A 13,739-nucleotide genomic window follows, 5' to 3' on the forward strand; every position below is an offset into this window, starting at 1 on the left:
GCTACGCCTTGGCCGCGATCCAGATCACGTGGCGTACACCGCGGCCTCGCCCGGTGGCACGGACGGCAATCTCGTTGACCGCGAACCCGGCCCGCGACAGCGCTTTCGGGAACTTGGCATTCGGACCGGACGACCAGACGGCGAGCACGCCGCCGCGCCGCAAGGCGGCATGCGCGACCTTGAGCCCGGAGACGTCGTACAGCCCGTCATTGGCCTTGCGGGTCAAGCCTTCGGGGCCGTTGTCGACATCGAGCAGGATGGCATCGAAAGTGCGCGGATGACGCGCGATCACGTCGGCGACATCCACCTCCTCGATGCTCACGCGGGGATCGCTCAGGCTGTCGCCGAAAATCTCCGCCATCGGGCCTCTTGCCCAGGCAACGACCGCCGGCACCAGCTCGGCCACCATAATCTGCGCCTCGGCCCCAAGCACCTTGAGCGCGGCCCGCAGCGTGAAGCCCATGCCGAGGCCACCGATCAGGAAATGCGGCGCTGCGACCTGCTCGATTTTCTTCGCAGCAAGCGTCGCCAGCGCCTCTTCCGAGCCCGACAGACGGCTGTTCATCAGCTCGTTGGTGCCGAGCATGATCGAGAACTCGCGGCCACGCCGCATCAGACGCAATTCATCTTCGGTGCCGGGAATCCGCGCGGTATCGATCTTTTCCCATGGAATCATGCGGCGGCTTGTAACATGGCGGGCACCTTGGACGAAGGCTACCCGCCAGCCCAAACGTCGAGCACGTAGCGGTTCCCTGTGCCCATCTCCTCGATCCAGCGCGCGGCGGCATCGGCGTCGGCACCGGCGCGCTCGCGATAGATCGACATTAAGGTTGCCTTGACGTCGGGCTCCATCTTGCCGCCGTCGCCGCAGACGTAGACGATCGCGCCCTTCTCGATCAGCTCCCAGACCCGATCCTTCTGCGCCGCGACGAGGTGCTGCACATAGGTTTTCGGCCCCTCGGCGCGCGAAAAAGCGGTGTGGAGCTCTGTGACGCCATCGGCCGCGAACGCCTTCAGCTCATCCGCATAGATGAAGTCCTGCTCCGGATGGCGGCAGCCAAAGAACAGCATCGCAGGGCCGAGCGTCGCGCCTTTCACCTTGCGCGCGGCGCGCTCCTGCAGGAAGCCGCGGAACGGTGCGAGGCCGGTGCCCGGGCCGATCATGATGATCGGCACGGCATTGTCGTCCGGCAGGCGGAAGCCGGCCTTGGTCTCCTTGATCGTGGCGTGGACGGTGTCGCCGGCGCGACGGCGCGCCAGATAGTTCGAGCAGACGCCCTTGTAGATGCCGTGGCCCGAGCTCGCAGGCGCCTCGACCACGCCGACCGTGACACTGCAGCGCTGCGCCTCGCCGGCCGGAGACGACGAGATCGAGTAATAGCGCGGCGCCAGCAGCGACAGCATTTCGAGGTAGAGGTGGAACGGCAGCTCGCAGGCCGGATATTCCTCGAGCAGATCGAACACCGATTTGCGCTTGGCCAATACTTCGGTGCGATAGCGTTCGGCCGAAGCGTCGTCGTCGCCGACATAGGCCGTCAGCTTCGGCTTGGTCACCGGGCAGCGGGTGTGCTCGGCCATGATCTGGATCTGCTTCCGGGTCGCGACCTGCTGCAGCTCGACGAATTCGGTGAGCAGCCGCCCGACCGACACCGCATTGCCGACCGGCAGTTGCGCGCGGCGGCCTTCCGAGACCTGCAAGCGGATCTGGTCGGCCGGCAGGAAGCCGAACCGGCGCGCAACGGAATCCACCAAGGTCGGATCGTTGCGCGGCACCACGCTGAGATGATCGCCGACGCGATACTTCAGGCTGGCCGGCAACTCGACCTCGATATGCCGGGTCGAGCGCTCCGACGGATGCGCGCCGTCCTTGGTCTGCAGCTCGTTGTTGGCGAGCACCTTCATCGGCACCGCGCCGCCCTGCGTCACGATGGTGTTGACCGCGCCCTGCGCCACCGGCTCGATCGCGTAGAGCGGCTCGTCCTCGGCGGTGCGGGTGAAATTCCAGTCGATGCCGAATTCCTTGGTCGCGACCTTGGCTGCCTCCGGGAACCACTTCTGGAACTGGCCGTCGAGATCGCTGCGCGCATCGCCCTCGCCGCGCGGATAGACCGCGCGGGCGCCATGCCTGGTCAGTTGCTCGTCGATCAAGCGCGGCACCGACTGATAGGTCGCCGCCCAATCGCTGTTGCCGCAGCCGAACACCGCATAACGCACCTTGGCGAAAGCGTCCTTCGGCAGGTCGCTCTCGAGCCATTTGACGAATTGCGTGGCGTTGTCGGGCGCCGCGCCGTTGTAGGAGGCGCAGATGATCAGCACGCCGCCCTCCTCCGGCAGTTTGCCGACATAGTCGTCCAGCGGGCCGAGCCGGGTGGCGAAACCATTGATCTCGGAGAGATCGGCCATGCGGGTCGCCAGTTCCTCGGCCGAGCCGAGGTTGGAGCCGTAGAGCACCAGCATCGGCGTGTTATGGCCGGGACGCGTGGTCGGCGCGCGTGGTGCCTTCGGCGCGGCCGCAACCGCGCCGGCGCTGCCAGCGAACGCGCCGCGATCCCTGTCGTCGCGCGGCCGCACCTTGATCCTGAAGCCGTCGGGCTTGACGGTCAGCGTCTCCTTCAGATGCATCTGGTAGCGATGCACGTCGAGCAGCTTGAAGCGCTGCAGGATCATCCCGATCGCGAGCGCCGCCTCGTGCATGGCGAAGCCGCGGCCGATGCAGGCGCGCTGGCCGTTGCCGAACGGCTTCCAGGCGTTGATCGGGCGCTTGGCCTCGGCTTCGCGGCTGAAATTCTCGGGATCGAACACGTCGGGGTTCGGGCCCCAGACCGAGGGATCGCGGTGCAGCGCCATCACCAGGATGGTGATGAAGGTATTCTTCTTGAGCTTGTACTTGCCGCCGATCATCTCGTCGTTGAGCGGCGCGATGCCGTAAGCCGGCGCCGGCGGCCACAGCCGCAGCGCCTCCTTCAGGCATTGGGTGATGTAGGTAAGCTGCGTCACCTGCTGATAGGTCGGCCGCGCGTTAACGTCGGGACCGAGGACGCGGTCGACTTCCTCATAGGCCTTCTTCAGCACCTCGGGATGCTTCAGCAGCGCATAGATCGTGCACGACAGCAGGCCGGAGGTGGTCTCGTGGCCCGCGATCAGGAACGTATTGATCTGGTAGCGGATGTTGACGTCGTCGAGCTGCTCGCCGGTCGCGCGGTCGACGCCGGTCATCATCGCTGCCAGCATGTCCTTCTTGTCGTCGGTCGCGGCGGTGTTGCCGCGGCGCTCGGCGATGATCTCGTCGACCATCTTGTTCATGAAGGCGACGTCGTCGGCGAGCGTCTTGCGCCGCTTCTGCATCCACAGGCCTTCGAGCGGCAGGCCGCGGGTCATCATGATGGTTTCGAGCGAGCGCACCAGCGATTCCACGAAGGGGTGGTAGTCGCGGCGGTAGAAGGAATTGAAGCGATAGTCGAAGCCGCACAGCCCGATGGTGTCGAGGGTCAGCGCCGTCATGTCGTGGACGACCTCGATCTCCTCGTCGGCGTTGAGGCGCTCCCATTTCTTGACCAGTTGCTCGGCGATATCGACCATGCTCGGGTGGTACGACTGCATGGCGCGATTGCCGAACGGCTGCAGCAGGATGTTGTGCGCCTTGCTCCAGTTCGGCTCCTTGGTATCTGCGGTGAACAGCCCGTCGCCGCCGACCGCGCGCACCCGACGCAGCGAGCCGCGCACCGCCTTGTCGAAGCGCTTTTCGTCGGACAGCTCGTCGACGAGATCGTGGCCTGACACGATCACCAGCGGAGCGCCCATCATGTCGAGCCAGAAAATCGGTCCGAGCTCCTTGGAGAGCTTGACCAGATGCTGCACCGGCGCGCTCGAATCCAGCGACAGCATGTTGCCGACCACCGGCTTCGTCGGCGGATGCGGGATCGGACTCAGTCTATTGCCGGACGCCATCTTGGAAGTGCCCCCTACCCTGTCGCTCAACCGTCATTGCGAGCGAAGCGAAGCAATCCATCGTGCCGCAAGCGGATAGAATGGATTGCTTCGTCGCTCCGCTCCTCGCAATGACGGCAAAATTATCCGAACCGCTTTCTGCGCCACTCGATCAGCTTGGCGCTGACCTCGTCAGGCTTTTCCTGCTGCGTCCAATGGCCGCTGTCCTTGACCAGGTGTTTCTCGAGGTCCGGCACCAGCCGCTCCATGCCGTCGGCCGCGGACGGCGGCAGCACCGCGTCATTCTCGGCCATGATCATCAGAGACGGCACCCGCACATTGTGATCCAGCCCGGCCGAGCGTTCCCAGTTGCGGGTGAAATTGCGATACCAGTTGATGCCGCCGGTGAAGCCGGTCCTGGTGAAGGTGTCGACGAACACCTTCTTCTCCTCGGCCGACAGGATCGGTGTCCGCGGATCATGCTTGGCGTCGTAGTTCGCTATCATCTGCGGAAACGCCAGATTGAGCCGCGCCGAGGCGCCGACACCTGCGATCGGCTGTTCGGGGGGCGCATCGGCGGGACGTGGTGCCGGCTTGCGCATGAAAGCGTCAAAAGTCTGCTCGACCCGGCTGCCGAAGATGCGGTCCGGCTCGCGCGCCGGATCCTGGAACTGGACGATGTACATCTGGTCGCCGAAGCGCTGGCGGAACAGCGCGATCGGGTCCATGGGCGCGCGGTCCCAATGCGGCGTGTTGACGCCGACGACGCCGGCCACCCGCGAAGGGTGCCTGAGCGGCATCTGCCAGACGACAAAACCGCCCCAGTCGTGACCGACGAAGATCGCCTTGTCGATCTTGAGATGGTCGAGCAGCCCGACCAGGTCGCCGGTCAGGTGCTCCATGTCGTAGGCTTCGACCGGCTCCGGCCGGTCGGTCGCGCCGTAGCCGCGCTGATCCGGCGCGATCACCCGGATGCCGGCCTCGGCCAGCGCCTTGATCTGGTGACGCCAGGAGAACGCGAGTTCTGGCCAGCCGTGGCACAGCACCACGGGCGGCGCGTCGGTCTTGGGGCCGGCTTCGTAAAACCCCATGCGGATGCCGTTCGTCTCGGCGAACTGCAGCGGTGGCATTTCGATCATTGCAGGAATTCCTATTCGGCCGCGCCCTTGATGTCGGCAGGCGGGGGCGCGAACGCCGCCTCGAGTGCATCGAACTCGAGCGGCAGCATGTCACACATCACCTGCACGTGGGGAATGATGTTGGCACCGACGATGAACCCGAAATCGAGCTGATCGCGATAGCTCTGCACCGTGATGTTGAGCGCAATCCCGTGGGTCGAGATCGAGACCGGGAAGATATGCAGCAGCTCCGCGCCTGCCGCGTACAGCGTCTGCCGCGGCCCCGGCACGTTCGACACCGTGATGTTGGTCGCCGGCGGCAGCACGTTGGAGAGGTCGGAGCGGCTGTACAGCAGCGCCATGATCTGCACCAGGATCGGCGCGCCCAACAGCGAGATGTTGGAAACCTGCGGCATCAGGGCGCGCAGCGGATGCGACATCTCCTTGGACTTGGTCGACTGCGCGATGATGGTCTCCAGCCGCTTCCTGGGATCCTCGACGTCGGTCGCGATCGAACAGATCATGCCGAACACTTGGTTGTTGGATTCGGCATTGCCCTCCTCGCGCAGCGAGATCGGCACCCCGGCGGTCAGCGATTTGTTGGGCAGCGCGCCCTGGCTGATCAGGTAGCGCCGCACCACGCCGGAGGCGAGCGCCAGCACGACATCGTTGAGCTTGCCGCCGGACGCTTTCGCCAGCGCCTTGGCGCGCGACAGCGAGATCGAGGTGCCGGCAAAGCTGCGCTCCGACGAGATCGCCTTGTTGAGGATGGTCGGCGGCGAGGACATCGCCTGCAGGCTCTCGCGCGACCGGGGATCGGCGACCTTGGCGACGACGTCGGACAGGCTCTTCAGGACCGTCGGCATCGAGCCGGCGAATTTCACCGCGCTCTCGATCTGGAACATGGCGTTGTCGAACAGGATCGAGCCGAGATCGCTCTTGCCGGAACGCGGCAGCTCCAGGCTCTTCTGCGCCGCGGCTGCCGCCTCGAACGGCTGGGTCCACAACTGCTGATAGGCGTCGATCAGATTGGCCGCGATGTCGCGCGGCTCCTGCGCCACCTTCTTCGCGCTCGGCGGCTCGATCTCGCGCGGCACCGGCGTCAGGTCATAGATCATGCTGGTCAGTGCAGCACCTGCACCGCCGTCGATGCAGGCGTGGTGCATCTTGGAATAGAGCCCGATCTCGTTGTCCTTCATGCCTTCGAAGACGTAGAACTCCCAGAGCGGGCGGGCGCGGTTCAAGAGCTTGGCATGCATCCAGCCGACGATCCGCTCCAGCGTGGCGCGGTCGCGCGGCGCGGGCAGGCTGGCGCGGAAGATGTGGCGGTCGATGTCGAACTGATCGTCCTCGACCCAGGACGGATGATCGATGTCGAGCGGCGCCTTCTGCAGGCGCGCCTTGAGGATCGGCGCGATATGCAGCCGCGAGGCGATCATCGCCTTGAATTCCTCGAAGAAGTCGCCCTTGTAGCCGTCAGGCAGGCGGAAGATCGCCATGCTGCCGACATGCATCGGCATTTCCGGCGTTTCCAGATACAGAAACGATGCGTCCAGCGAGGACAGCTTCTTGGCGTCGCTCATGATCTCCTCCCGAGAGCCAACTCACGCGGGCGCCTTGGCGGCGCTTCTCGTCGTCAGGATAGTGCCTGTTCTGCCGGCCCGTAGGCAATGGCAAAGGGGCCTGACCGGTCAAAATGCCGGAACTGCCCTTCCGGCTGTGCCAGCCGGTCCGCAATCGCCCACAGCGCCGCAGGGTTGACGCCGAGGCCGAGATGGCTGGCGAGGTGCACCTCGATGTTCTCAGCGCGCTCCGACGGGCGCACCCGCGAGGTCCGCCAGTTCACGATGCCGTCGGTTCGGGAATAGATCGAGGTGGTCGGCACCGGCATGTCACCGGCAATCGCGGCGCGGACCTCGGGAATGTCGTCCACGCGCTCGCCGGACAACAGCTCATAGAGCCGCGTCGCATTGGTGGCGCGGATATCCTCGGCGAACGGGCTGCCCAGCGTGACGATGGAACGCACCAGCTCCGGCATCTGCGACGCCAGGTCGCGCGCATAAACGCCGCCGAGGCTCCAACCGATGATCGAGACCTTGCGTCCCGACGCCTCATGGACCCGCTTCAACAGATCGCGCAGCGCAGTGCGCCTGCTGGAAATCCCGCCGAAATTGCGACCCATGTTCCAGGCATAGGCGTCGTAGCCGAGTTCCTTCAGATAGCGCCGCATCGGCGCCATCGACAGGTCGCTGGCGAGGAAGCCCGGCAGCGCCAGCACCGGATGACCGTCGCCCTTCGGCGCTTGCAGCAGCAACGGCGACAGCAGCAGGCTCGAATTCAGCTCGAGCACGCCGCGCGCTTCGGCCAGCATCAGGAACAGGCTGGGCGGGCGCAACCGGCGTTCGGTCCCATCAACGCTCCTGTCCATGTCGATCACTATTTCTTCTTGCTGGAGCCGCCGAAGCCGGCCATCGCCACGAACATGTCCTGGAAGCGTTCGGCGAGCTTGGGATCGAAGGTGAACCAGCTCTGCATCAGCGATTCCGGCGAAATCTTCTCGATGTTGGACAGCATCTGCTGCTGCAGCTTGTCCATGACCGCGGTCTGCATCGGCTGCACATCGGGCAGACCGAAGAACTGCCGCGCTTCAAGGGGCGTACAATCTACCTCGACGTTGACCTTCATATCCGCCTCCTCAAATGCGCCTCAGCCCAGCTCCGCTTGGCCCGGCGCAGTATCGCCGGGACGGGGTCGGTTGCGCAAGCGAGCCATAGCTGCCCCAACGGACAGTCGGCCTCAATCACGCCTTATGGTCAACCAAAGGGTTTGTGGCCAGCAACAGCACTCCGAAAGTCGAATGTCACGCGCGCGCACCACCCGCCTACTCTCAAATTCCATTGGTTGCGCTGCACCCGCGCGAGCCGATTAACCCTCCAGGAAATCGCGCTTGCACGGCCGGCAAACTCTGGCAACATGCATCAATAATACCAGCCGGACAAAGCAGCCGGCGGATAAAAATGGGGGACGCGGGATCACATGTCGGTACGTTGGAGTTTGTTTGCGGCGACTGCCGTCGCACTGCTCGCCCTTGCCTTGCCGGCATCGGCCCAGACGCTGAAATACGCCAACCAGGGCGAGCTGAAGTCGCTGGATCCATACACGCTGAAGGAAACCACGACGATCGCGCATCACGGCCACGTCTATGAAGGACTGGTCGCTCGCGACAAGAACCTGAAGATCATCCCGGCGCTGGCGGAAAGCTGGGAAACGGTGAGCCCGACCAAATGGCGCTTTCATCTGCGCAAGGGCGTGAAATTCCACAATGGCGACCCCTTCACCGCCGACGACGTGCTGTTCTCGGCGGATCGCGTCCGCGCCAAGGGCTCCAACTTCCTCAGCAACGTCCCGCCCGACGCCAAGTTCACCAAGGTCGACGATTACACGGTCGACGTGACGCTGGACTCGCCCAATCCCATCCTGACCTCGCAATGGGATAGCTGGTACATCATGGACAAGAAATGGTGCGAGGAGAACAACTCGGTCGCACCGACGCCGGCCTCCGCCACCACCCCGAGCTACGCGGCGCTGCACGAGAACGGCACCGGGCCCTTCACGATCGAGAGCCACCAGCCCGGCGTGAAGACCGTCTTCAAGGTCTACCCGGATTACTGGCGCAAGCCGGAGCATAATCTCAAGGAGATCATCTTCACCTCGATCGGCTCGGACGCCACCCGCGTCGCCGCGCTGCTCTCGGGCGAGGTCGACGTCATCGAGCCGGTTCCAATCCAGGATATCCAGCGCGTCAATTCGAGCGGCACCGCGACCGTCCTGACCGGGCCGGAGATCCGCACCATCTTCATCGGCATGGACATGGCGCGCGACGAGCTGCTGTACTCCAGCGTCAAGGGCAAGAACCCGTTCAAGGACATCCGCGTCCGCGAAGCCTTCTACAAGACGATCGACGTCGAGCTGATCAAGACCCGCGTCATGCGCGGCATGTCGACGCCCTCGACGCTGATGATCGCGCCCGAGCTCTATCCGCTGTCGAAGGAGTTCACCCGGCCGAAGCTCGATCCCGACGGCGCCAAGAAGCTGCTCGCCGACGCCGGCTATCCGAACGGCTTCGAAGTCACGATGGATTGCCCGAACGACCGCTATGTCAACGACGCCGCGATCTGCCAGGCTGTGGTCGGCATGCTGGCCCGCATCGGCATCAAGGTGAACCTGCTGGCGCAGCCGAAGGCGCAGTATTTCGCCAAGGTGCTGAAGCCCGGCGGCTACCAGACCTCGCTCTTCATGCTGGGCTGGACGCCGGCGACCTCGGATTCCCACAACGTGCTGCACGACATTTTCGGCTGCCGGCCCGATCCGAAGGATTCCACGCGGGGCGAGGCCAATCTCGGCGGCTATTGCAACAAGGAAGTCGACGAGCTGACCGACAAGGTGCTGGTCGAGGCCGACGACGCCAAGCGCAACCAGCTGATCAAGCAGGCCTACGAGATCGTCATCAAGGACTATGGCTACATCCCGCTGCACCAGCAGTCGCTGGCATGGGGCGTATCGAAAAAGGTCAAGCTGACCCAGCGTGCGGACAACCAGGTCCTGCTCTACTGGGCGACCAAACAGGGTGAATAGTGGTTTTGGCGAATTGGGTCCCGGAAGCGCCTGCTTCCGGGACTTCTCGTTTTCCGGGCGCGCAATGCCGCGTGCCGCGTTTCAAGAGCAGTGAAAGGTAGAGATGCTGGCTTTCACTCTGCGCCGCGTACTGCAGGCGATCGGCGTGATGCTCGCCGTCGGCGTCATCGCGTTCGCGATGTTCCGTTTCGCCGGCGACCCGGTGAACCAGATGGTGTCGATCGACACCTCGGCCGCGGAGCGCGCCTCGATCCGGCAATCGCTCGGCCTTGACGATCCCGTGCTGGTGCAGTTCGGCCATTACTTCATCAATGCCGTGCAGTTCAAGTTCGGGGTGTCCTACCAGTTCCGCCTGCCGGTCTCCTCGCTGTTGGCGGAACGGCTGCCGGCGACGCTGGAGCTTGCGATCTGCGCGACGCTGTTCGCGATGGCAGCCGGCATCCTGATGGGGGTCTATTCGGCGCTGCGCCGCGACACCGTGCTGGCCAAATTATTCCAGGCGGTATCGCTGATCGGCATTTCGCTGCCGACCTTTCTGATCGGCATCCTCCTGATCTATCTGTTCGCCGTGACGCTGGGCTGGCTGCCGTCCTTCGGCCGCGGCGAGGTGGTGAAGCTCGGCTGGTGGACCACCGGGCTGCTCACGGTCTCCGGCCTGAAGGCGCTGATCATGCCGGCGATCACGCTCGGACTATTCCAGATGACCCTGATCATGCGGCTGGTGCGCGCCGAAATGCTGGAAGTGCTGCGGACCGACTATATCCGCTTCGCCCGCGCCCGCGGGCTGACCACGCGTGCGATCCATTTCGGCCATGCGCTGAAGAACACCCTGGTTCCGGTGATCACCGTGGCCGGCCTGCAGTTTGGCTCGGTTATTGCTTTCTCGATCATCACCGAAACCGTGTTCCAATGGCCGGGCATGGGGCTTCTGTTCGTGCAGGCCGTGCAAAACGTCGATATCCCGATCATGGCCGCGTATCTCCTGATGGTCTCGCTGATCTTCGTCACCATCAATCTCGTGGTCGACATCCTCTACACCGTGGTCGATCCGCGCCTGCGGTCAACCGTCAGCCGCGCAGCGTGAGGGGCTGACCGATGTCAGACGCCGTCGTCCCCGATCGCACGCAGGACCACGAGCCGGCTGCCGGCTGGTTCAAGCGCGCGCTCGACAGCGACATTTTCTATTCGTTCCGCCGCTCCAAACTGACGATGGTCGCTGCCGCGATCACGCTCGCGTTCTTCCTGCTGGCGATCTTCGCGTCCTGGCTTGCGGTGCAGAACCCGTTCGATCCGGCGCAGCTGCAATTGATGAACTCGCGGATCGCGCCGCTGTGGACCGCCGACGGCCAGAGCCCGTTCCTGCTCGGCACCGACGAGCAGGGCCGCGACGTGCTCTCGGCGATCCTCTACGGCCTGCGCATCTCGCTTGCGGTCGGCTTGGCCGGCGTGGTCTTCGCCGGCGCGCTCGGCATCGCCCTCGGGCTGGTCGCCGGCTATTTCGGCGGCGTGGTCGACAGCGTGATCATGCGGATCGCCGACGTGCAGCTCACCTTTCCGGCGATCCTGATCGCACTGCTGGTTAATGGCGTCGCCAAGTCGCTGCTCGGCAACCGGCTCGACGAGATGAGCACGCTCGGCGTGCTGATCATCGCGATCGGCCTCAGCTTCTGGGTGCAATATGCCCGCACCGTGCGCGGATCGGTGATGGTCGAGAAGAACAAGGATTATGTGGCGGCGGCGCAGCTGATCGGCCTGCCGGCGCAGAAAATCATGCTGCGGCACGTGCTGCCGAATACGATGGGCCCGATCCTCGTCATCGCCACCATCAACCTCGCGCTCGCGATCATCACCGAGGCGACGTTGTCGTTCCTCGGCTCCGGCATGCCCGACACCATGCCCTCGCTCGGCACCCTGATCCGGATCGGCAACAACTATCTGTTCGCCGGCGAATGGTGGATCGTCGCGTTCCCGGGCATTGCCTTGGCCGGGCTGATCCTGTCCATCAACCTGCTCGGCGACTGGCTGCGCGACGCGCTCAACCCAAAGCTCCGATGACCAAGCCTGTTCTCTCCGTCCGGAACCTCGAGGTGGAATTCGTCACCCGCCGCGCGACCTTGCGCGCCATCAACGGCGTGTCGTTCGACATCGCCAAGGGCGAGGTGCTCGGCATGGTCGGCGAGTCCGGCGCCGGCAAGTCGGTCACCGGCCTTGCGGTGATCGGGCTGATCGATCCGCCCGGCCGCATCTCCGCCGGCGAGATCGAGCTGTCGGGCACCCGGATCGACCATCTCCCGTCAGAGGAGATCCGCAGAGTCAGGGGCAAGCGGATCGGGATGATCTTCCAGGATCCGCTGACCAGCCTCAATCCGCTCTACCGGATCGGCGACCAGATCATCGAAACCATCCGCACCCACACCAACCTCAGCGAGAGCGCCGCGCGCAGGCGTGCCATCGACTTGCTCGCCGAGGTCGGCATTCCCGCCCCCGAGAAGCGCATCGACGGCTACCCGCACGAATTCTCGGGCGGCATGCGTCAGCGCGTCGTCATTGCGCTCGCGATCTGCGCCGAGCCGGAGCTGATCATCGCCGACGAGCCGACCACCGCGCTCGACGTCTCGGTGCAGGCGCAGATCATCGCGCTGATCAAGCGGCTCGGCCGCGACCACGGCACCGCGGTGATGCTGGTGACCCACGACATGGGCGTGATCGCCGAGACCTGCGACCGTGTCGCAGTGATGTATTCGGGCCGCATCGCCGAGATCGGCCCGGTGCAGGAGGTGGTGCGCAATCCGCTGCATCCCTATGCCAAGGGTTTGATGGGCGCGATCCCGACGCTTGCGGGCGAAGACAAGCGCCTGGTGCAGATCCCCGGTTCGATGCCGCGGCTGTCGGCGATCCCGCCGGGCTGCCCGTTCAACCCGCGCTGTGCGTTTGCCTTCGATCGCTGCTGCGTCGAACGGCCCGAACCGATCCGGCAGGGCACCCAATCGGTGGCCTGCCATCTGTTCGAGCCGGCGAAGGAGACGGCGGCATGAGCGGGACATTGATCGAGGTCAGGAATTTGCGCCGTGTCTTCGACGTCTCGAAGCCGTGGCTCAACCGCGTGATCGAGGGCGGCCATCTCGAACTCTTGAAGGCCGTCGACGGCGTCAGCTTCGACATCAAGCGCGGCGAGACCTTTGCGCTGGTCGGCGAATCCGGCTCGGGCAAGACCACGGTCGCGCGCATGGTCGTCGGCCTTTTGCCGCCGAGTTCGGGCGAGGTCGTCATCGATGGCGTCTCGATGACCGATCCGCGGCAGGGCCAGGCGCGCCGCCGGCTGCGCCGGCGCATCCAGATGGTCTTCCAGGACCCCTATGCGAGCCTCAACCCGCGCTACCGGGTCGCCGCCATCGTCGCCGAGCCGATCCGCGCCTTCGAGCTGATCCAGAGCGAACGCGACATCAAGGCCCGGGTCGGCGAACTGCTCTCGCTGGTCGGCCTGCATCCCGACGACGGCCAGAAATTCCCGCACGAGTTTTCCGGCGGCCAGCGGCAGCGCATCGCGATCGCCCGCGCGCTCGCCTCCGAGGCCGAGTTCATCGTCTGTGACGAGCCGACCTCGGCGCTCGACGTCTCGGTGCAGGCGCAGATCCTCAACCTGATGCGCGACCTGCAGGACAAGTTCGGCCTGACCTATCTGTTCATCAGCCACAATCTCGCGGTGGTCCGCCACATGGCGAGCCGGATCGGCGTGATGTATCTCGGCCGTATCGTCGAGATCGCCGAGGGCCGGCAATTGTTCGAGAACCCGCGGATGCCCTACACCAGGATGCTGCTCGGTGCGGTTCCGGATCTTGCGATGTCCGGCCGCCAGCGCATTCCGGTCAAGGGCGAGATCCCGAACCCGATCAACCCGCCGCCGGGCTGCTCGTTCAACCCGCGTTGTCCCCTCGCCTTCGATCTCTGCCGGGAGAAGCCGCCGGACCTGATCGACGGCGTCGCCTGCCACGCCGTCAACAGCCCCGCCGCCGCCGTTCCGGCTTGATCACGCGGATGGGAGCGGCCATGTGCACCAAG

At 64.9% G+C, this 13,739-nt stretch carries 11 protein-coding genes; 5 read left to right on the forward strand and 6 right to left on the reverse strand.

Annotated elements, in window-relative coordinates:
* Position 1 precedes the first annotated feature (1 nt).
* From ACTUWL_RS05395 to ACTUWL_RS05420, 6 genes are all read right to left on the reverse strand, one after another.
* Entirely contained in the window at positions 2-676 is a 675-nt protein-coding gene (locus tag ACTUWL_RS05395; RefSeq protein WP_021076251.1) for a spermidine synthase, read from the reverse strand.
* A gap of 38 nt (positions 677-714) precedes the next feature.
* Positions 715-3,948: a bifunctional cytochrome P450/NADPH--P450 reductase gene (locus ACTUWL_RS05400; protein WP_021076252.1), complete on the reverse strand. Its 3,234-nt coding sequence runs from the start codon at positions 3,946-3,948 to the stop codon at positions 715-717.
* A gap of 122 nt (positions 3,949-4,070) precedes the next feature.
* Positions 4,071-5,066, reverse strand: a complete 996-nt coding sequence (locus ACTUWL_RS05405; protein ID WP_021076253.1) for an alpha/beta fold hydrolase — start codon at positions 5,064-5,066, stop codon at positions 4,071-4,073.
* A gap of 11 nt (positions 5,067-5,077) precedes the next feature.
* Positions 5,078-6,628, reverse strand: a complete 1,551-nt coding sequence (locus ACTUWL_RS05410; RefSeq protein WP_021076254.1) for a WS/DGAT/MGAT family O-acyltransferase — start codon at positions 6,626-6,628, stop codon at positions 5,078-5,080.
* A gap of 53 nt (positions 6,629-6,681) precedes the next feature.
* The gene (locus ACTUWL_RS05415; RefSeq protein WP_021076255.1) at positions 6,682-7,473 is read right to left on the reverse strand and encodes an esterase/lipase family protein; all 792 of its coding nucleotides are present in this window, start codon (positions 7,471-7,473) and stop codon (positions 6,682-6,684) included.
* Between the two features lie 8 nt (positions 7,474-7,481).
* Entirely contained in the window at positions 7,482-7,730 is a 249-nt protein-coding gene (locus ACTUWL_RS05420; protein WP_021076256.1) for a DUF6489 family protein, read from the reverse strand.
* A gap of 351 nt (positions 7,731-8,081) precedes the next feature.
* On the opposite strand from ACTUWL_RS05420, the gene ACTUWL_RS05425 reads away from it, so the two are divergent.
* The 5 genes from ACTUWL_RS05425 to ACTUWL_RS05445 all read left to right on the forward strand — a co-directional run bounded on the left by ACTUWL_RS05425 (position 8,082) and on the right by ACTUWL_RS05445 (position 13,707).
* Positions 8,082-9,680: an ABC transporter substrate-binding protein gene (locus tag ACTUWL_RS05425; RefSeq protein WP_021076257.1), complete on the forward strand. Its 1,599-nt coding sequence runs from the start codon at positions 8,082-8,084 to the stop codon at positions 9,678-9,680.
* A gap of 103 nt (positions 9,681-9,783) precedes the next feature.
* The gene (locus tag ACTUWL_RS05430) at positions 9,784-10,764 is read left to right on the forward strand and encodes an ABC transporter permease (RefSeq protein ID WP_021076258.1); all 981 of its coding nucleotides are present in this window, start codon (positions 9,784-9,786) and stop codon (positions 10,762-10,764) included.
* Between the two features lie 11 nt (positions 10,765-10,775).
* Entirely contained in the window at positions 10,776-11,735 is a 960-nt protein-coding gene (locus ACTUWL_RS05435; RefSeq protein ID WP_021076259.1) for an ABC transporter permease, read from the forward strand.
* The gene (locus ACTUWL_RS05440) at positions 11,732-12,715 is read left to right on the forward strand and encodes an ABC transporter ATP-binding protein (protein ID WP_021076260.1); all 984 of its coding nucleotides are present in this window, start codon (positions 11,732-11,734) and stop codon (positions 12,713-12,715) included. Before ACTUWL_RS05435 ends, ACTUWL_RS05440 begins: the two co-directional genes overlap by 4 nt.
* A complete protein-coding gene (locus ACTUWL_RS05445) occupies positions 12,712-13,707 on the forward strand; it encodes an ABC transporter ATP-binding protein (protein ID WP_021076261.1) in 996 nt (331 codons plus the stop codon). The genes ACTUWL_RS05440 and ACTUWL_RS05445 overlap by 4 nt, the downstream gene beginning before the upstream one ends.
* Positions 13,708-13,739 lie beyond the last annotated feature (32 nt).

The sequence above is a fragment of the Bradyrhizobium sp. WCU1 genome, from assembly GCF_053474805.1.

Coding starts and splice junctions, on each gene's coding strand:
- ACTUWL_RS05395 (WP_021076251.1), bottom strand. CDS start 676: ATGATTCCATGGGAAAAGATCGATACCGCGCGGATTCCCGGCACCGAA.
- ACTUWL_RS05430 (WP_021076258.1), top strand. CDS start 9,784: ATGCTGGCTTTCACTCTGCGCCGCGTACTGCAGGCGATCGGCGTGATG.
- ACTUWL_RS05445 (WP_021076261.1), top strand. CDS start 12,712: ATGAGCGGGACATTGATCGAGGTCAGGAATTTGCGCCGTGTCTTCGAC.
- ACTUWL_RS05425 (WP_021076257.1), top strand. CDS start 8,082: ATGTCGGTACGTTGGAGTTTGTTTGCGGCGACTGCCGTCGCACTGCTC.
- ACTUWL_RS05435 (WP_021076259.1), top strand. CDS start 10,776: ATGTCAGACGCCGTCGTCCCCGATCGCACGCAGGACCACGAGCCGGCT.
- ACTUWL_RS05405 (WP_021076253.1), bottom strand. CDS start 5,066: ATGATCGAAATGCCACCGCTGCAGTTCGCCGAGACGAACGGCATCCGC.
- ACTUWL_RS05420 (WP_021076256.1), bottom strand. CDS start 7,730: ATGAAGGTCAACGTCGAGGTAGATTGTACGCCCCTTGAAGCGCGGCAG.
- ACTUWL_RS05400 (WP_021076252.1), bottom strand. CDS start 3,948: ATGGCGTCCGGCAATAGACTGAGTCCGATCCCGCATCCGCCGACGAAG.
- ACTUWL_RS05410 (WP_021076254.1), bottom strand. CDS start 6,628: ATGAGCGACGCCAAGAAGCTGTCCTCGCTGGACGCATCGTTTCTGTAT.
- ACTUWL_RS05440 (WP_021076260.1), top strand. CDS start 11,732: ATGACCAAGCCTGTTCTCTCCGTCCGGAACCTCGAGGTGGAATTCGTC.
- ACTUWL_RS05415 (WP_021076255.1), bottom strand. CDS start 7,473: ATGGACAGGAGCGTTGATGGGACCGAACGCCGGTTGCGCCCGCCCAGC.